The sequence below is a fragment of the Pseudoalteromonas sp. NFXS53 genome (assembly GCF_056629255.1).
In genome coordinates this window covers 64,691-84,459 of sequence record NZ_JBWVBR010000003.1, presented here as the reverse complement: position 1 = coordinate 84,459, position 19,769 = coordinate 64,691, and the positions used below count along the sequence as shown (strand labels likewise).

16 protein-coding genes are annotated in these 19,769 nt (G+C 38.9%); 11 read left to right on the top strand and 5 right to left on the bottom strand.

Features of this window, described 5'->3' with window-relative positions:
- Window positions 1-16 precede the first annotated feature (16 nt).
- Window positions 17-343, top strand: coding sequence for an Hpt domain-containing protein (locus AC1HJP_RS05115; protein ID WP_480360744.1), 327 nt, complete (start codon window positions 17-19; stop codon window positions 341-343).
- A 34-nt stretch (window positions 344-377) separates the two neighbouring features.
- On the opposite strand, the gene AC1HJP_RS05110 is transcribed toward AC1HJP_RS05115, so the two are convergent.
- On the bottom strand, window positions 378-1,274 hold the full coding sequence (locus AC1HJP_RS05110) for a gluconeogenesis factor YvcK family protein (protein WP_480360742.1): 897 nt from the start codon (window positions 1,272-1,274) through the stop codon (window positions 378-380).
- Between the two features lie 243 nt (window positions 1,275-1,517).
- On the opposite strand from AC1HJP_RS05110, the gene AC1HJP_RS05105 reads away from it, so the two are divergent.
- The 3 genes from AC1HJP_RS05105 to AC1HJP_RS05095 all read left to right on the top strand — a co-directional run bounded on the left by AC1HJP_RS05105 (window position 1,518) and on the right by AC1HJP_RS05095 (window position 4,899).
- Window positions 1,518-3,545 (top strand): ATP-binding protein, encoded by a 2,028-nt coding sequence (locus AC1HJP_RS05105; protein WP_480360740.1) that lies wholly within the window; start codon window positions 1,518-1,520, stop codon window positions 3,543-3,545.
- A 59-nt stretch (window positions 3,546-3,604) separates the two neighbouring features.
- On the top strand, window positions 3,605-4,285 hold the full coding sequence (locus AC1HJP_RS05100; RefSeq protein ID WP_480360738.1) for an HvfX family Cu-binding RiPP maturation protein: 681 nt from the start codon (window positions 3,605-3,607) through the stop codon (window positions 4,283-4,285).
- A gap of 65 nt (window positions 4,286-4,350) precedes the next feature.
- Window positions 4,351-4,899 carry an NAD(P)H nitroreductase gene (locus AC1HJP_RS05095; protein WP_480360736.1) on the top strand — a complete coding sequence of 183 codons (549 nt, stop codon included), beginning with the start codon at window positions 4,351-4,353 and terminating at the stop codon, window positions 4,897-4,899.
- Window positions 4,900-4,963: 64 nt separating this feature from the next.
- Here the strand turns inward: AC1HJP_RS05095 and AC1HJP_RS05090 are convergent, their stop codons facing one another.
- Together AC1HJP_RS05090 and AC1HJP_RS05085 are read right to left on the bottom strand one after the other, a co-directional pair.
- Window positions 4,964-6,184 (bottom strand): NRAMP family divalent metal transporter, encoded by a 1,221-nt coding sequence (locus AC1HJP_RS05090; protein ID WP_480360734.1) that lies wholly within the window; start codon window positions 6,182-6,184, stop codon window positions 4,964-4,966.
- Between the two features lie 8 nt (window positions 6,185-6,192).
- Entirely contained in the window at window positions 6,193-6,963 is a 771-nt protein-coding gene (locus AC1HJP_RS05085; RefSeq protein ID WP_480360732.1) for a class I SAM-dependent methyltransferase, read from the bottom strand.
- 278 nt (window positions 6,964-7,241) lie between these two features.
- On the opposite strand from AC1HJP_RS05085, the gene AC1HJP_RS05080 reads away from it, so the two are divergent.
- From AC1HJP_RS05080 to AC1HJP_RS05050, 7 genes are all read left to right on the top strand, one after another.
- Window positions 7,242-8,384 (top strand): efflux RND transporter periplasmic adaptor subunit, encoded by a 1,143-nt coding sequence (locus tag AC1HJP_RS05080; RefSeq protein WP_480360730.1) that lies wholly within the window; start codon window positions 7,242-7,244, stop codon window positions 8,382-8,384.
- A gap of 10 nt (window positions 8,385-8,394) precedes the next feature.
- Window positions 8,395-11,706 carry an efflux RND transporter permease subunit gene (locus AC1HJP_RS05075; RefSeq protein ID WP_480360729.1) on the top strand — a complete coding sequence of 1,104 codons (3,312 nt, stop codon included), beginning with the start codon at window positions 8,395-8,397 and terminating at the stop codon, window positions 11,704-11,706.
- A gap of 44 nt (window positions 11,707-11,750) precedes the next feature.
- Window positions 11,751-11,945: a DUF1289 domain-containing protein gene (locus AC1HJP_RS05070; RefSeq protein WP_480360727.1), complete on the top strand. Its 195-nt coding sequence runs from the start codon at window positions 11,751-11,753 to the stop codon at window positions 11,943-11,945.
- Window positions 11,942-12,322 carry an MAPEG family protein gene (locus tag AC1HJP_RS05065; protein ID WP_480360725.1) on the top strand — a complete coding sequence of 127 codons (381 nt, stop codon included), beginning with the start codon at window positions 11,942-11,944 and terminating at the stop codon, window positions 12,320-12,322. The genes AC1HJP_RS05070 and AC1HJP_RS05065 overlap by 4 nt, the downstream gene beginning before the upstream one ends.
- Before the next feature lie 198 nt (window positions 12,323-12,520).
- Window positions 12,521-13,897: a TolC family protein gene (locus tag AC1HJP_RS05060; RefSeq protein WP_480360723.1), complete on the top strand. Its 1,377-nt coding sequence runs from the start codon at window positions 12,521-12,523 to the stop codon at window positions 13,895-13,897.
- On the top strand, window positions 13,897-15,141 hold the full coding sequence (locus AC1HJP_RS05055; RefSeq protein WP_480360721.1) for an efflux RND transporter periplasmic adaptor subunit: 1,245 nt from the start codon (window positions 13,897-13,899) through the stop codon (window positions 15,139-15,141). The genes AC1HJP_RS05060 and AC1HJP_RS05055 overlap by 1 nt, the downstream gene beginning before the upstream one ends.
- Window positions 15,138-18,239, top strand: a complete 3,102-nt coding sequence (locus AC1HJP_RS05050; RefSeq protein WP_480360719.1) for an efflux RND transporter permease subunit — start codon at window positions 15,138-15,140, stop codon at window positions 18,237-18,239. The genes AC1HJP_RS05055 and AC1HJP_RS05050 overlap by 4 nt, the downstream gene beginning before the upstream one ends.
- Before the next feature lie 59 nt (window positions 18,240-18,298).
- On the opposite strand, the gene AC1HJP_RS05045 is transcribed toward AC1HJP_RS05050, so the two are convergent.
- Window positions 18,299-18,715, bottom strand: a complete 417-nt coding sequence (locus AC1HJP_RS05045; protein WP_480360717.1) for a response regulator — start codon at window positions 18,713-18,715, stop codon at window positions 18,299-18,301.
- 57 nt (window positions 18,716-18,772) lie between these two features.
- Complete coding sequence (locus tag AC1HJP_RS05040; protein ID WP_480360715.1) at window positions 18,773-19,714, bottom strand: glycosyltransferase family 2 protein; 942 nt, start codon at window positions 19,712-19,714, stop codon at window positions 18,773-18,775.
- Window positions 19,715-19,769: the final 55 nt, after the last annotated feature.

The following is a 19,769-nucleotide window of genomic DNA, read 5'->3' as shown; positions in this document are numbered from 1 at the left end:
CATTTGGAGCGAATATATGTTTAACCCTAATACCATACAACAATTAAAAGATGATGTAGGTGTAGACGTTTTAGCTCAGTTGATGCAAGTTTTCCTTACTGAAAGTACGAAATTGGTTGAGCAACTTACTGCAAAATCAGTTCAACAAAACGAAATAGAACGGCTTGCACATAGCTTAAAGAGCTGTGCTCGGTCTTACGGAGCTGACCAACTAGCTGACATTGCTGCTGATATAGAGACTTCAGCAAAAAGCAGTCCAGAATTAATAAGCTTAGAGCCTAAAATTTCACTACTCAGTGAAGTTCATAAAAAAACACTTAATTCGTTACCTAAACTTAATTAACTTATTTAACAAAACAGACTTTGCTCAGCAATTTCTAATGTATAAGAGAGGGTAAATTCTCTTTTTTAGGTTGCGCAATCATGCTCTCGATCACAAACTTAAGTTGTTGTTTATTATGAGTACTTATTGATTTGTTATTTAAATTACTAAAATCGACTCTGGTGTCCATTGCACCAAGGGCATCGACACTCAAACATAAATCAAAAAACTTATAGCCAATTAAGTCAGCGAGCCAAGCGGCATGTTCGCACGGAGAAATACTCGACATTACACTATTTTCTTTACAAACATTTTCGATAAAAACACGGCATGCAGAGGTGTTCAACAACGCGTTTTTTATATCATTAACCAGCAGAGGGGGGGTAACGCTTGTTAAGGCACTGCCAGGGCCAATTAAGATCATGTCAGCATTGTAGATATCACGGACAGCCTCAGGGACTGCAGAAATCGTTTGATCACTTAGGTATAGTGCTTGAGGCAAATCACTTAATGCATCAACTTCACATTCGCCTTCGATACGAGTGCCGTTTTTTGCGGTTGCGATTAAATCTACTGGAGATTCGCTCATTGGATAAATTGCATGGTCTACGTTTAATAATCTAGCGTATTCTTGTATTGCTTTACACGGGCTTTGAGTAAGTTCGCATAAGGCACTTAGTATGAGATTACCAACGCTATGTCCTTTTACATCATGTTCGAAGCCAAAGCGATGTTGAGATAGCACAGACATGAGGTGACTCTTATTAGCAAGAGAGTCAATACATCGCCTTATGTCGCCTAGCGCAACCAGTCTTTTGTCAGCTCTAAGCCGTCCTGTACTGCCTCCATTATCAGTGGTCGCAATGATTGCACTTAAATGATGACTTCCAGAGTTCAAGGCTTCTAACACGGTTGATAAACCATGACCACCACCAATACACACGATTCTCATAACTGCCTCCTTCTAACACCAGTTATACCAATCAATAACTAGGCCAACATAATTGTGTGAATCAGGTTAAACTATAGTTTAATTTCTGTAACTTTCGCATTTTGCATTGCAAATAAGTTATTAATTATGAAGATTACTGATTTAGTGCTAGAAGCAATAGATATTATCAGGAATGAAAAAGCTGAGTTATTCTGGTAATTGGTCTAAATTAGAAGTATCAAGTTAAGGTATGAAGGAAAGTACATGGAGAGTGTCTTATCGTCAAAAGCACTTGAGTTTATTGATAGCATTAACAACTCTAAAAACCATCATGAAGCATTGTTAAGACTAAAAATTGGTTTGAGCGATTATCTCAATGTTTACCATATCGCTGCATTTATAAACGAGGCTAAGGGGTTTTATGAGTTAGCTTCAACCAGTGAATTAAGAGTTGTTAATTTCAATGACCTTGATGAATTATGGCATGATTTACAGACACAGTCTTTAATTGATAAAAAAGTAGATGCGCTTCCTGTTTCACTTTCGAATGTCACTTTCTCAAAACCTAATCAATTCGATTTAAAGGCATTTCTTGTATACACAAAAGTTAATGACACAAATGGCTTTATAATTTGTTATTACAAAAATAGGGCGTTATTAACACCAAAAGAATTAACGCTTGTTCATTCGCTTTTACCTATATTCCGCCATACATTTTTAAAGCTTGAATACATAGCGCACACATCCAGGCTTCTCAATGAAAAAACCGCTGCTTTAACTGTCAGTCAGGCTAGATTCCAAGCATTCGCAGAGCTCGCATCAGATTGGTTTTGGGAAACAGATAACCAACTTAGGTATGAATATATATCGAGTGCTGAAGATGAGTTTCAAGCTCATACGTATCAACACTTTATTGGAAAAACTCCCATTGAAATTCGCTCATACGACGAACAACAACAGCAAAAGAAATGGAATATGTTTCTTAATTTCGTCAATAACCACCAAGAAATACACAACTTTGAATATGAAGCCAAAGCGACCGACGGCAAAACTTTTTGGATAAGTATCAGTGGTAAAGCACAATTTGATGAAGAAGATAAGTATATTGGGTATATGGGCATAGGTAGAGACATCAGTTATGCCAAACAGCGGGAAATAGACTTACAAAAAGAAAAAGAACGGGCAGAAAAAGCCAATGCCGCAAAGTCAGATTTTTTGGCTGTTATGTCTCATGAAATCAGGACACCTATGAATGCCATTTTAGGCATGCTTGAGCTTCTTGAAGACACAAGTCCGAGTTCAAAACAACATGAGTTAATTGATTACATGCGCAGTAGTACACGATTATTGCAGGGTGTGATCTCAGACACGTTAGATTTTGCCAAAATAGAATCAGGTACCCTAAAACTCGAACTCGCAGACACTAACCTAATAAATTTAACCAAGAATCTGGTAAAGCAATTTGAAACTCAAGCCATCAAACATGGTATCGAGTTTGAGTGCACAATCGATCTTAGTGTACCCGAGCGAATAAACTGCGATGGTGTCAGGTTATCGCAAATACTGCTTAACCTCCTGAGTAATGCATTTAAGTTTACTCATGAAGGCAGTGTTAAGCTCTATCTTAATAAGAGCGATAATCAAATAATCTTCCGAGTGATTGATACAGGTATAGGGATAAGCGAAGAAGATATATCGAAACTGTTCGAACCCTTTACGCAGTTTCACTCAAGACAAAAAGGCCGGCAGCAGGGTGTTGGACTGGGTTTAAGTATAACGCGTAGGTTATTGAACCTAATGGGAGGCAGTATAACTTGCTATTCAACGGTGGGAGAAGGGACAGAGTTTATTATCAGAGTGCCATACACCTCAATTGAAGTATCGGATGATAAGAATGAATATTCAGAGTTCTCAAACTTGCCTAAAACGTCACTAAAAGTACTGGTTGCAGAAGATAACATTGCAAACCAATTTGTGATCAAAGCGATTCTCGAAAAGAGAGATTACCAAGTCACCATAGTCAATGATGGTCAAGAAGCCCTTACTGTACTTACAAATGAAAAATTTGATTTAGTCTTGATGGATATGATGATGCCAGTGATGGATGGAGTTACAGCTGCAAAAGCAATTAGGCAAGAGTTGTATTTAAATGAACTTCCAATTATCGCTTTGACCGCCAATGCTGGATTACAAGATAAAGAAAAATGTTTAGAAGCAGGTATGAACGATGTGCTGACGAAACCACTAGACAGTAAACTACTAGACAACAAAATTAAGCAGTTTTTATTTTAAGAATGAGAAATTAAATGTTGGTTACTTGGGTCTTATAGAAAAAAGCAGAGAGAACTCAAATGCAATTTAAAGATCCTAATTATGCTAAAACCATCAAGTCAAAGCTCGTGTCAATTGACTTTATATCACCCTTACTGTTTAGGATGATTCTTGCGCCAACAATGATCATTGCGGGCTTCAATAAATTAAATCTCGGTAATACAGATGTATCTTTGTTTTCTCGGTTGCTTGCTGATGAAAATGTAGTGTCTTGGTTTGGTAATACAGAGTGGGGGTTAGGACTACCTTTTCCTGATTTACTTGCTTTTTTAGCTGGGTGGACCGAGTTTTTAGGTGGCTGGCTATTATTATTTGGTTTGTTCACGCGTTTAGTTTCAATCCCATTGATCTTCACTATGCTAGTCGCAATTACCAGTGTTCATTGGCATAATGGTTGGTTTGCAATTGCCCCAAGCTCCGGTGATTCTAGTCCTGCAAAAGTGCTTAGCTGGTTCAACATTGAAGCTGCACAGCAAAGTCTAGAAAACTCTAATGAAGTATCGCAAAGGCTTTCTAAAATAAATGAAATTATTGAGACCCATGGCTTTCCAAGTTACCTGCTTGAAAAAGGCTCTGTTGCGATATTAAATAATGGTATTGAATTCGCAGTCATTTATTTAGCTATGTTATTAAGCCTTTTATTTACAGGAGCAGGTCGGTTTGTCAGTTTAGATTATTGGATATTTAAACGGTATCGTTAGTTTAGGGATGCGAATAAGTCTGATTTCTTGTTATTCTAGTAGTAAGTTTACTAAAGAGAATTATCATGGATGCATTAGAGCTTCTTACAACAAGGCAATCAGACAGCAACCTGTCTTTTCCTGGTCCAAACTTAGAGCAACTTGAAATAATTAAAAAAGCCGCTTTAAAAGTGCCAGATCATGGTGGTTTGGCGCCATGGAAATTTATTGTAGTCGAGGAAGATGGCCGAGATAAATTGGGTGAAATTTATTATCAAGCAGCTGTTGCTGAACAACAAGACGAAAGAACAATAAGCAGGGCAAAAGAGCTGCCGCAAAGAGCACCTATGCTTGTCATTGCTGTTAGCCCTTTCATGGAGCACCCTAAAGTGCCCAGAATAGAGCAAATTGAAAGCGCTGCGTGCAGTGTATTTGCAATGCAACAAGCAGCATTCGCACAAGGCCTTTCTGGCGTTTGGAGAACCGGTTATTTTGCACAAAGTGCAAAGGTCAAAGAGTTACTCGGGCTAGATAGCAAAGATGAAATAGTGGGCTATTTATATTTGGGCACGCCTACTGTGATGTGTACTAAACCTGTTCGACATAAACCAGAAAACTTCTTTTCAAGCTTATAGAGGCTCATTTTTTACAGTTAAGTTTTTGCTTGAATAATTGTGAGGGTGTTTAACCCTCACATATTTAAAACACTTTCCAATACACAAAAAGTACTGAGATACCTACTAAAAACATAAAGCCTAAGCCTGTCAGTATTTTTATAAGAAGAGATTCTGACTGAAATACTTCGCCCTTAACCAATTGATAATTCAACCATGCAAAGAAGGGGGTCGTTAAAAAAGACAGTGTCATCGCAAGCACCAGCATTTCTTTGATATTCGCTTTGAAAAATAAAATAACAATTAAACCTAAAATTGCTTGAGCGATCAAAATGAACCACATTAGGTTCTTAGGTGACTTAGTTACTAGGGTATAGGATTCGTTCAATGTTCGACTATACCCATCTAAAACAGTAATGGTTGTGCCAAACATACACAAGAATGCAACCGTTGCAATTAACCAACGCGACCATTCACCTATCGTAAGCGCATACATATCAATGAGTTGTTTAGAAAATGCAACGCCAGCTAGTTCAATTGGTTTATCTTGACCATATTGAAGCAGCACCCCAAGCGAAAAAAACAGCAAGGCGAGTAACAATGTCAGACCATATCCTAATTTGAAATCAAAAAGTGTTTGTTTTACGTCTATGTGTTTGTGTCGATTTTTCGCTTTTATCCATAGAGAATTTATTGCAGAAATTTCTATTGGTGCAGGCATCCAACCCATTAATGCCACCATAAAACCAAGCATTGCCATCGAGAAAGGAGAAATTTGCGTAGCAGGTTCAGGGTGTACTTGGCCATTTGATAAAGCCACAATAAAGGCGATAAGTGTTGATAAGGTTAGAAACCCCATAATGAACTTACTTGCCTTATCAAGTGCCTTGTAGTGCCCAAGCAGTAAAATCAATAAGCAAGAAAATAAAATACCAATAGATAAACTTGTCAAACTGACCTGGAATGGCATAACGTATTGCAGCAGAAGTGCCGTAAGCAATAGAACCCCCGCAGTGTTAACGACCGCAGAGATGACATTTAGCAAAGTGAACAAGTAAAATAATGCAGTGTTATGTTCTTTATAGCCTTCAACTAAACTTTTATTAGTCTTGGCCGTGTATGCAACTGCAAACTTAAAAAAAGGATATTTCAATAAGTTCACAATGATAATAAACGCGAAAAGCTGCCAACCAAATAATGCACCTGCTTGGGTTGAAGCTACTAAATGCGAACCACCAACTGCTGCCGTTGCCATCAAAATGCCAGGGCCTAAATGCTGGATTGTGTTTTTTAAATCAGATTTCATTTTTATTCTTATTTTTTGATAGCCTGTATGGCATAAATTTGCGGGATCAACTTCCCTTTATGGTGTTTGATAAATCCTTTTCCATCGATATGCTGCAAATTTTGCTCACAATCATAAGGGGAGTAAGGTGATTCAATATACTGCTTGATTTCAAGTCCAGCGTTAATCAGAGCTTGGATCACATCACTAACAGAGTGTGACCAAGTAACAATGGTAGACTCTTTACCATCGCAATTCTCAGTATAAGTACCTTCTTTTTCTATATCAGCAGACGATTTTTCAAAATAATCATAGCCTGCAAGCAGGTCATTGAATGGGTGAAACTCAACCAAGACAAATTTGCCACCAGATTTTAATGCATTTGAAATGGTTTTTGCCCATTGACTCAAATCTGGTAACCAACATAAAACGCCGTATGATGTATAAACAACATCAAATTGCTTGTCATTCTTTTCACCGAATTGAATTATGTCATCACAGATAAAATTGGCATCGAGACAAAGCTCTGAAGAAAGCCGTTTAGCAGCATCAATTGCTTTGGCTGATAAATCAACCCCAGTTGTTTTTGCTCCAAGTCGAGTAAGTGAAAGCGTGTCTTGGCCAAAGTGACATTGCAAATGAAGCAAATCAAGCGTTTCAACAGAGCCAAGTAATTCTTTCTCAAGCGGGTTGAGGCTACACTTACCATTTATAAAAGATTGAACATCATAGAATGAAGACTCAAGGTGAATATCCGTTCTTTTATCCCATGTTGCTTTGTTGATATTTAAATAGTCCATATCAGATACTTAACTTTTTGTTTTTAATATTCTAACACCACTACTTTATAAGTTTACAAGTTAAAAATAGGTTGATTTTTTAACCATTCATTAGAATAATAAAAAAGCTTGATAATGAGTTATCAAATTAACCCACCAAAAAACCAATAATTTATTTCATTCTATACTTAGTACAAGTGTACAAATCACATTTTTGCTACTTTTATTTATAGCTATGTAATGCTGCATAGCAGTACTGAGTTCAGTTGCCAAAACTGGTGTATTTACAAGGAACCCTAATGGCAAACTTATTTTTTAGAAAAAAACGACTGGCTAAGTCGCTCTTATTTTTATCGTTAATGTTTATCTCAAACGTCCATGCACAAGTGGTACGTTATAGCGAAGTAGTAGAGAAAGAAGAGCAAGAACAGATCCGAGTAGTCGGAACGCTAAAAGCCTACCAAACAGCTAATATTGCCATCAGTGAATCAGGTCTGGTGACACAAGTGTTGGTCAATGACGGCGATTACGTTAAAAAAGGTGATCAACTTCTAAAAATTGATGATAGACGCCTTAATGCGCAAGTTCACCAATTACGCGCAGAACATGCTGCTGCAAAAGAAAACTTAAAAGCCGCGGAAGCCGAATTTGAACGAGCACAAAGTGATTATGAAGCCTATTTAACTTCACAAAAAAATAATGCGGTGTCTAAACAACAGCTTGAAAGAAGCCGTGCAGAAGCTAACTCTGCGAAAGCGAATATGTTCGCAGCGAAACAGAACGTGGATGCAGTAAAGGCGAGCCTAACACTTGCCGAAGTAAAGCTATCTGATACGCAGTTAGTTGCGCCATTTAGTGGGCAAGTTGTAGCGCGTCATGCTGAACTAGGTCAATGGCTATCAGCAGGTGATACTGCTTTTAAAGTCACTTCTTTTGATAAACTAGAAGCATGGCTTGATGTACCTGAGAGGCTTTCTCACCTTAAGCATAGCGAGGCGTTATCAGTTCCATTACAAAGTGCTAGTGCGTTAGCGACCTCAAATAAAGTTAAAGTCATCAATCAAATTGACCCTAGAGCGCGTACTTTCAAAGTCATTGCTGAAATAAGCCATCCTGGATTTATGCCCGGTATGTCAGTCAGTGCTTGGCTTGCTACAAATGCCAAATCATCAACATTGATGGTACCCAAAGATGCCTTGATCCAACGCGGTGGCAGTTATTTTGTTTATAAGGTGAATACTGACGGAGACAAACAGTCTGCGCAATCAGTGCCGGTAAAAGTTAAGTTTCATAGATCTGGTTGGGTTGCTATTGATAGTGCCGTCTTAGTTAATGGCGATAAAGTCGTTACTGAGGGGAATGAGCGGTTAATGCCTGGCCCTGTAGTAGCAGTACCAGATACGCAAGTCAGTTCACAGTCTGTTTCGGAAAATGTGAACTAAAAGGATATTTATGAATGTAGTTAAAGCTGCGGTTAAACAACCAATTTCAGTGGTTGTTGCCGTTATTCTGTCAGTGCTTGCAGGCATATTGGCATTCACAAAAGTCCCTGTGCAAATGACCCCAACCGTCGACTCAGTTGTCGTTAGTGTGCGTACATTTTGGGAAAACGCCAGCCCAGAAGAAATTGAATCTGATGTTGTTATTGAACAAGAGAAAGTGCTATCTGATGTAACCGGTTTAGTTTCGTTAACCAGTATTAGTCAAAACTCAGCGGCACAACTTAGATTAGAGTTTGAAACTGGTACTGACATTAATAAAGCACAAGCTGAAGTGGTGCAAAAACTCAATGAAGTACCAGCATATCCAATGGGAGTCTCTCAGCCTACAGTTGAAGGCGTTGACCCTATGTCTGTTGATTACATTGCATGGGTAGGCTTGGCCGCAACTGATCCGAACTTTGACAATACAACATTGTATGACTTTATGGAAAGACGATTACGACCCCGTCTTGAAAATATCAAAGGCATATCTAAAGTCGGCATGATGGGCGCGCGTGAGCAGGAGCTTCAGATCAGAGTAGATCCAGTTAAACTGGCAAACTTCGGTGTGACTTACAGCCAACTTGTTGATGCCATACAACTGAGCAATACAAGCTACTCAGGAGGCAGACTTCCTGATGGTAAAAATGATATTCGTGTTAAAGCCCATGGTCGTTTCAGTAATGTCTCTGAAGTGAAAAACATTGTATTACGCAGAGATAACAATGGCCCTGTGTATATCAGTGATGTGGCTGAGGTAGTCATTGATTATAAAGACATGACTGATTGGGTGAGAGCCCGTGGCGTAAAAATGCCATTTTTTAATTTTCAGTTAACTCGCGGTGCGAACTTACTGGAAGCCATGAACGCCTTAAAAGCAGAAATGGCCGAACTTAATAAACCGGGGGGAATGCTTGAGCAACATGCCAGAAAACTAGGTATAAACGGCACATTTGAACTGGTTCTCACTTGGGATTCATCAACCTACGTAGAAAATGCCATCGAGCTTGTACAAAGCAATATTGTTGTTGGTGGTATGTTAGCCGTATTCACTTTATTGTTATTTTTACGCTCACTCAGAACCATAGGTGTAATTGCCATTGCTATTCCTATTTCTGTTATTGCATCTGTTGTGGTTTTAGTTGCACTTGGCCGATCTATCAATATTGTCTCTTTGGCTGGCATGGCTTTCGCGGTAGGCATGGTGGTTGATAACGCTATCGTTGTTATCGAAAATATATTTAGACACCTTGAAATGGGTAAGAGACCACTTAAGGCCAGTGTCGATGGTACTCAAGAAGTTGCTGGGGCGGTCTTTGCCTCGACTATGACAACGCTCGTTGTGTTTATTCCTATCTTAACTATCAGTGACAGTGCAGGTCAGTTATTTAGAGATATTTCGCTTGCCATTATGGCTGCGGTTTTTATCAGTTTTATTGTTTCAATCTTAGTTATTCCTGTCGCAGGGAGCTACTTCTTGAGAATGCGAACAGAGTCTAAGCAAGTGGACATCAACTTTAAATGGTTTAAAGCGGTTGAGACAAAAGCGGCAAAACTCCCTGAAACAATAGGGGCAATATTTACTTATCTGACAGAAACAACAAAACGTAAGTTAAATGTAATTTCAAGCTTTGCCGTTATTACTCTAGCTGGTATCGCAATTTTAATTCCGCCATTAGATTACTTGCCTAAAGGTAACCGTAACTTTGCATTTGGTTTTATGGTGCCACCACCAGGGTACAACTTAGATCAAATATCAGAAATTGGCGACCGAATCGAACAAAAGCTACGTCCTGCTTGGGAGCTAACAGAAGATAAATATCAAGCAGAGCAATATTTTAGACAAGGTGAACGCGCAACTGAAGCTGACAGGCCAAGCATTCAATTATTGGATGGCTCTATGATAGATGCGCCAAAAGTTGATCATTACTTCTTAGTTGCAATGGGTGGGCAAGTTTTGCACGGCCTTATTCCACAAGACCCGATTAAAACCGTAGATTCAGTTGATTTCCTTAACCAAACTTTGATGGGTGTAAACGCACCGGATGTTATCGGTTTTGCTTTTCAGTTCCCTCTGTTCAGCACTGGTGGTACAACGGGGTCAGCAATCCAAATTGACTTGGTAGGAGATGACTTAGAGCAAATAACGCAAAGCGCGACAGCTTTGTTGTTTAAATTGATTGGTACTTATGGTCCTTATGCAACCATACCTGAGCCAGCTAATTTCATTTTACCGACACCTGAATTAAGTATTAAACCATTAGATGAGCGTTTAGCTGAACTTAATATGACCCGAAGAGATTTGGGTTTAGCTGTGCAAACAAATGGTGATGGTGTGATACTAATGAACAGTTTTGCCATAGGTGGAGAGCTAAAAGATCTCAAAGTGGTCACGCAAGCTCAACAATCAGATTATCCAATTGAATCTTTAATGCAATTACCCATTGCTACTCCTGGAACCGCTGTTATCGATCTTCAATCTATTGCACTAGTAGAGCGAACTCAGACTGCAGATCAAATAAAGCACGTTGCTAGACAAAGGGCGATTACTTTGCAATTTACGCCACCAGCAGGTATGCCACTTGAACAAGCCATTAACTCGGTTAACGCTATGGTGAGTGAATTAAAAAGCCAAGGCGCGATGTCTCAGTATGTTGATGTAAATATGGCGGGCAGTGCGGGTAAACTAGCGGATCTAAAAAATGCGTTGTTAGGTGACGGCAGCTTATTTGGCACGTTAAGTTCGAGCATGTTCTTAGCTATGTTCGTGGTTTATTTGGTGATGGTAATTCTGTTTCAAAATTGGAAGTATCCTCTAGTTATTTTGGTTACGGTGCCGCTGGCAACATTAGGTGGTTTTATGGGCTTAAGTGCTGTGCATTGGGCTAGTGTATTTGACCGATATACGCCAATTCAAAACCTTGATGTACTCACATTACTTGGCTTTGTAATTTTGGCAGGTGTGGTCGTAAACAATGCGATTCTAATTGTGCACCAAGCATTAAATAACCAAAAAGAGCGCGGAATGAACGGGCATCTTGCAATACGTTCATCTGTTGAAAGCCGCGTAAGGCCAATTATGATGTCAACGCTTACCTCTGTCGGCGGCATGTTACCACTGGTATTAATGCCAGGTGCAGGGAGTGAATTGTATCGTGGGCTAGGGGCGGTCGTTGTTGGAGGACTGGTTGTCTCAACAATTTTTACACTAATATTAGTTCCTGTTTTGTTGAGCTTTTTAATGAAAGATGAAGTGAAGCATACAGAAAACAATTTAGCTTAATTACTAAGGCTCCATGCGGGGCCTTTTTTTATAGGCTTTTAAATATGAGCAATGAAAAATCCTCAAGCATAGAATCACCTTGCATAAGGCAATGCTGCTTGGATGAGAATGATCTCTGTATTGGTTGCTTTAGAACCTTAGACGAAATTTTAAAGTGGAATTCGTTGTCAGATAATGAAAAACAAGTAATTATGAATACTTGCGATGAAAGAAAACAACAAAAAAAGGAATCAAGATGATCACCCCAATTTACGTTGCCTTATTGGCGATATTATTTTTATTCTTAAGTTTTAAAACGATCAAAGTCAGAAAAAGATTACAAATCGGTGTTGGTACAGGAGACAACCCAGAGTTGCTAAGAGCCATGCGTGTGCATGCTAATTTCTCTGAATACGTGCCAATCACTTTGATATTAATTTTATCAGTTGAATTACTAAAAGGGCATTTTATTCTTGTGCATTGTCTCGGCGCAGCGCTTTTAATTGGACGAGTACTTCATGCTTATGGTGTTTCTCAAACCAAAGAAAATTTAAAGTTTCGTGTATCCGGTATGTTACTCACATTCTCAACTATGCTGGTCTCGATTATTTCAATTTTATACCTTTCAATTTTTTAACAGAAAAGCGCATCGCGCTTTTCTTACTCTTTTCTCAAAATTTACTCTACTATTTCTATAATTAAAGCATCAAAACTATCTTGTTGTTTATAACGTATTCAGCCTTAATGGGTTCAATGTAAGTCTTTGTAAAGATGATTGTTGACAGATTTTTTCAAATATAGACTTTAAAATGGACATGAATGAATAGGTTCAAAGATGCAAAAGAAATGCCTTGTGTTGATAATATGTGCAGCTTTAGCTGGATGTAATTCGACATTCGAATCAAATAAATTACCTCAAGACAACGTGCCGAATAATTGGTTCGAATATGAGTCTGGTGGGAAAGTCTCTGACAGCTGGCAAGAAATCAATAAAGATATGCACTTACACACGTTGATAGTGCAATCAATTTCCAATAATCGTTCAATTCGTAAAGCGCGATTAGAATTAGACATTGCCAAGCAACAACTCATTATTGCAGATGCAGACTTTTTACCAAGTCTTTCATCTAGTTTCGATTACAACAAAAGGAAACAAGCAAGCCAAGATAGTGCTTCATCAAGTTATGGTATTGGCTTTGATTTGAAGTATGAACTCGATATTTGGGGAAAGCTCAGTGCCAATAGCCGTCAAGCTAATCTCAATTATCTCTCAGCACTAGCAAGTTACGAACAACAACTTATCAATTTAGTCACAAGCGTATCTAAATCTTGGTTCTCTTTGATTGAATCAGAACAACAAATCAAATTGCAAAAAGAACGAGCAGAACTCACTAAACAAAGCGTTGATATTATAGAGAAGGGTTACAGACAAGGCTTAAACAGTGCACTTGACGTGTATTTGGCAAGAACAGAATTAAATAACGAGCAAGCTAAATTAATCGAATTGCTAAACAGTAATAAGGGTTTACAACGTGACCTCAAAACTTTATTGGCTGAATATCCGAATGCTAATGTAACTACTGACGCTGATTTTCCTGAATTGAGCTCACTTAATTCGCTTGGCCTGCCAAGCGAGGTGATAAAACAAAAGCCGGCTATTCAATCTGCTTGGTTCAAATTATTAGCCCAAGATGCAGCACTGGCTTATGCACACAAACAGCGCTTCCCAAGTTTTAATTTGTCTTTGAGTGTTAATTCATCGGATGAAAAGTTTTCTGATGTAATCCGATTCGATCAAATCGGTTGGAATTTCTTAGCTGGTATTACAGCGCCAATTTTTAATGCAGGGAGACTTGCTGCCAATGAAGAAAAACAAAGACTTACCTTAAAGAGCCTAGAGCTAAGTTATTTAGAAGATATTAATTCGACCTTTAAAGACATTGAAAACAGATTGGCTAACGAGCAAGCGCTTATTGCCAGACTTGAGAAAGTAAAACACTCATCTGAAAACGCAAAACTAGCCGCGACATTATCTTTTGAGCAATACCAAAAAGGGCTCGTCAGTTATACCACAGTACTAGATGCGCAGAAGCGTAGTTTTGACGCGCAAAGTAATTTCATTTCTCTTAATAACCAATTATTACAAAATCGTTTTTCTCTTTACCAAGCAATTGGTGGTAAATACCTAATCGATTCTCAGGAAGTACAATAATGAATGATCGTAAAACCAATTTAAAAAAGGCTGTACTACCGATATTGGTGGTTGTTATTAGCGCCATGATCATACTGCTTATTGTTAATAATAAACCAAGTAATGAAAGAGGCCGCCCTCAAGCAAGTGCAAAAATTCTTGTTGAAGGAAAAAAACTTAGAAACCAAGATTTTCAAGTATCAATCGCCAGTTTTGGTGTTGTGAAACCGCGTACTCAAAGTGTGCTTGTTTCTCAAGTCTCTGGGCAAGTCAGCTATATCAGTGACAGTTTCCGTGATGGCGGATTTTTCGAAAAAGGTGATTTACTGGTAAAAATAGACGAAAGGGATTACCAAGCTGAAGTCGATATCGCCAAAGCCGCATTACTGAATGCAGAACAATCTTTATTAGAAGAGCAGGCCAGAAGTAAACAAGCCTTAGCTGATTGGCAAAGACTCGGAGATGGTTCAGAAGCAAACGATCTGGTTTTAAGAAAACCTCAACTAGCTGCTCAGCAAGCTAATGTGTTATCGGCCAAAGCAAAATTAGATAAAGCAAAACTCTCTCTAGAACGTACAAAAATCATTGCACCTTATGCGGGACGAATTTTGTCGAAGAAAGTCGATGTTGGTCAGGTCGTCAATGGTAATACACAACTTGCTGATATCTATGCGACAGATTATGTTGAAGTGCGCTTACCAATCAATAACCGAGATCTCGCTTATATAGATTTACCTGAGCAAAATCGATTTGGGCAAAGTAATGCTGTAGACACAGAAGTGCTATTTACTTCTAACTTAATTGGTCAGCAAAAGTGGAGAGGCAAGTTAGTCAGAACAGAAAGCGCCATAGATAATAACTCTCAACAGCTCTATGTTGTGGCTCAAATCTTATCACCCTTCGATTCAACCAAAAATGCCATTAAAATTGGCCAATACGTTAATGCCACAATCAAAGGCAAGACGATTAATAATGCGCTTTTAATACCTAACGAAGCCATTTATCAAGGCACATATGTTTATGTGCTGCAAAAAGGCAATTTATTAAAGCGCGTTAATATTGACTACGACTGGCAAAACGAATCTGTCACTTTAGTGCAAAATGGCCTTAAGCTTGGAGATACCTTGATCACAACACCGCTTGGTCAGGTTAGTTCAGGCACACCTGTCACTCTAATTGGAGACGATAGAGGTCTTAATAAAGGTGAAAGAAAACGAGAAAGAAGAAAGAAGGAACGTGATGCTGATAATGGAGAAAACACATGATAGCTTGGTTTACGCGAAATCATGTGGCGGCAAACCTTTTAATGATTGCAATTTTGTTTGCAGGTTTGTTTTCACTCTCAAATAAAATTCCACTTGAGATCTTTCCGTCATTTGAAACCGATCGCATCAGCATTGCAATGAGCTTACGTGGTGCAACCCCTGAAGATGTCGAGCAGGGCATTGCTATTCGTATTGAAGAGTCGGTTCAAGATTTAGAAGGGATCAAACGTATCACGTCTCGCTCCTCTGAGAATTCAGCGAGTGTGACCGTTGAAGTCGATTCTGGCTATGACCCACGAGAAATGTTGGCAGACATAAAAAGCCGTGTAGATGCAATTAATACCTTTCCTGCTGATGCAGAAAAACCGATTGTATCGCTTGCCCAGCGCAGAAGAGATGTGATTAATGTCACAATCTCTTCGGACTACAGCGAGCTCGAAACCAGAGAATTTGCTGAGCAAGTCAGAGATGACATTTTGCGTATCCCTGGGGTCACGCAAGTTGAGCTAGACGGGGTACGTAATTACGAAATTGCCATCGAAATCAGCCAAGATAAACTCAGACAGTACAACTTAACTATCGCGCAGATCTCTAATTTAATTGCCAGTTCAAGTACGGATATTTCGGCAGGTAATCTTAAATCATCAGGTGGTGACATATTACTTCGCTCTAAAGGACAAGCTTATAGAAAGAACGAATTTGAAAACATCGCAATCAAAACCAACAGTGATGGGTCCATAATTCGTTTAAAAGACATTGCAACCATCCTTGATGGCTTTGAAGAAACACCGGTTAGAACTCGTTTCGATGGCAAACAAGCTGCATTTATCGAGGTTTACCGGATTGGCGATCAAAGTGCCATTGATGTCGCTGATAAAGTTAAAAGCTACATCAGCGATGCACAGGTAAATCTTCCGGTAGGCTTCGAAATGAGCTATTGGGATGACGATTCGGTGATAGTAAAAAATAGGATTGCAACCTTAACGTCTAATGCCATCCAAGGGGGGATCCTAGTCCTCGCGCTTCTTACTTTATTTTTACGTCCTTCGATTGCGTTTTGGGTATTCATTGGCATTCCGATTTCATTTATGGGGGCGTTCATCGCGATGCCGATATTTGGCATTAGCCTTAATATAATGAGCTTATTTGGTTTTATTCTTGTGCTCGGGATTGTCGTTGATGATGCCATTGTGACTGGAGAAAACGTCTATACCCATCTGAAAACCTCAGAAAGTGGAGAAATGGCAGCTATACGAGGTACACAAGAAGTGGCTACACCAGTTACATTTGGTGTTTTGACTACCGTTGCAGCTTTTTTACCTTTGGCCTTTATAGAGGGAAATAGAGGAGCGTTATTTGCTCAAATCCCCGTGGTTGTTATCCCTGTTTTATTAATGTCGCTTGTTGAGTCTAAATTCGTCTTACCTGCGCACCTTAAATATCTAAAACTGAGAAATGAGAAACAAAGCGTCAGTAAGTTCAGCTTATTTCAGCAACGATTTGCCGACGGTTTTGAGCAGTTTATTTTAAAGTACTATCAACCTGTGCTCAAAAAAGCTTTGAAATACAAGTTAGCGACACTAGCTGGCTTTATTGGCGTGTTTTTTGTGATTCTTACACTGATTATGACTGGTTGGACGAAGTTTATATTCTTTCCTCGTATTCCAAGTGAGACAGTCAGAGCAAATTTAACCATGCCTGCTGGTACCCCATTTGATGTGACAGCAAAATACATCGATTTAATGGCTGATAAGGCGCAAGTTTTAAAAGATAAATATATAGACCCTGATACAGGTAAAAGTATTGTTATTCATATACTAGCTACAACAGGTGGTAGAGGTGGCGCAAGCAATGTTGGCGGTGTGCGCTTTGAAATTACACCACCTGAGTCTAGAAATTTAGATATAGATTCACGACAACTTGTTAGAGAGTGGCGTCAACTGATTGGTGTGATACCGGGAGCAGAGTCTTTTACATTCAGAGCCGAAATCGGCCGTTCGGGCGATCCCATTGATGTGCAACTAACAGGCACCTCTTTAACTCAGTTAAAAGAGGCTGCTGAAAAGATCAAAACACATCTAGCAACTTATCCAACCATATTTGATATTTCAGATAGTCTCAGTGATGGTAAAGATGAATTAAGAGTTGAACTAACTGAGCAAGGCGAAGCTTTAGGCCTAACACGCACGGAAATCTCAAGACAAATTAGAAGCGCTTTTTTTGGTGCGCAAGTACAACGTATTCAACGCGGAAGAGATGATGTCAGAGTAATGGTGCGTTTGCCGCTTGAAGAAAGAAGCAAGCTGACAACGCTAAACGAGTTACTTATAAAAGTGCCTAATGGTGGAGTTGTACCGCTAAATCATGTCGCAGAGCTTATACCAGGACAGAGCCCTTCAACGATTTACCGTATTGATAGATACCGTACAGTGAATGTTGTGGCGGATGTCGAAAAGAATAACACCAATATGACGGTGTTACAGGGCGAACTAAAAGTCTATTTAGATAATCTTGTTGCACAGTATCCTGGGATTAATCACTCATTAGAAGGTGAAGCGAAAGAGCAAAGAGAATCTTTTGGTTCACTTGGCTGGGCGTTAATATTTGTGTTCTTCATTATCTATGCGCTATTAGCTATTCCTTTCAAATCTTACATACAACCACTCATTGTAATGAGCGTTATTCCATTTGGCATGATAGGCGCGGTAATAGGGCACTGGATCATGGGCATGGATTTAACCATTATGAGCTTATTGGGTATGCTGGCGCTTATCGGTGTAGTAGTAAATGACTCATTAGTGTTGGTCGATTATATCAATAAGCAAAAGCAGCAGGGCAAATCTGTCGATACAGCGGTATTGTATGCGGGCGTTGCCCGTTTCAGACCTGTAATGTTAACCAGCATCACAACATTTTTTGGTTTGATGCCTTTGTTATTTGAGCAGCAAACTCAAGCACAGTTTTTGATCCCTATGGCAGTATCACTAGGATTCGGGATTGTATTTGCTACCTTGATCACTTTGGTGTTGGTCCCAGTGAATTATATGCTTGTGGAAAGAGTTATGGGCAACAGTAGCAAACAAACTACAACGACTTAAAATCTAGATAAAATAGTAAGTAAAGTAATAAGCCCCTTTTTATAGGGGCTTATTTAATATTACGCGATTTGCGCTCTGAGCTGGGCTTTTAACTGATTATTTTCAATTTCAAGTTGTTGAGCTTTAAGCGTTATCTTTAGGATGTTTTTTAACTCAAAATTATCCCAAGGCTTAGTTAAAATAATACTTGCCACTTCATCTTCTATGGCTTTTTGACATGCATCCATATCCGAATAACCAGATAGTAAAACTCTGGCAATTTCAGGATTTGAACGCTTAATTTGAGTTAGTAACTCAATGCCGTCCATGTTAGGCATTCTTATATCTGACAAAATAATATCAAAATCATTGTCAGCTATGAGCTTGAGTGCTTCATGTGCACCATTGGCCTTACTGATTTTATAATCTTTTCTTAGTACTCGACTAATGGCGTTTAGTACTTCAGGCTCATCATCTACCAGTAATATGTGCGCCATAATAACTCCTTAGTGTTCAGATACCTGAGTATCTTAATAAATGCTAGAATAAAAAACCTAAACAGACAAACTTAGACTGTGCTTAAACAGCGCTTTTACATCATGGGCACATTGTTTTATATGTCTCATGTGCGGATATAGACGCCATGCTTTAAGAGAAAACTTCATTGAATTTAAGTAGTTTTGATTTTCACGATACATTTCACCGTATGACTCTAATAGCCAAGCCTGAGCATGCTCTTTGGCTTTTTCAGAGACTATTTCGTGTTGGCCAATACGGTTGATGATGTCTTCAATGGCATCTAAGCGTTTTTGTCTGTTTGATGTGATTGAATTTGGACGCATTAAATAGCCCATGGTGTTGTCGGCGGTATATGCAATGTCGCTAATAAGGGCTATTCTCAACCAGCAATCCCAATCACTGGCACTTCTGAGGCTTGGATCAAAACCACCGGCTTCTAAAATAGTGGACTTTCTCACTACAACGCACGACGTACCGATGACATTTGTTGTGAGTAGAAAATTTACGGCATCGTCTAAATCAACATAGTTACCTTGGCTCTTATTTTTATGTTTTGAAAACTCCGGCCAATAACCATAACAGTCAATGATATATTCATATTCCATGGTGAGATGGTCATAATTTGTAAAAGATAACCCGCAATTAGGGTTGGCTTTAAAATAGTTAATTTGCTTCTCTAATTTGTCTTTATACCAAAAGTCATCAGCGTCTAAAAAAGCGATGTATGGCGCGCTTGCAGCCTTAATGGCGCGATTTCTTGCTGCGATTACACCTTGATTAGCTTGTGTGATTAAACGGATCTGAGGATTTCTGACTTGTTGCTTTAATAGCCAGTCTACAGAACCATCTGTTGAACCATCATCGACAATAATGATTTCGCAATTAACACCTTTTTGCATCATTACAGAATCAATGGCTTTAGGTAAAAACTCTAAGCAATTGTAATTAGGAATTATCACACTGACATCAGGTTGCATAATCGTATCTCCAATTCATGTTTGCTTAGATACGGCAAGCTTTGTTCCAGCCTTT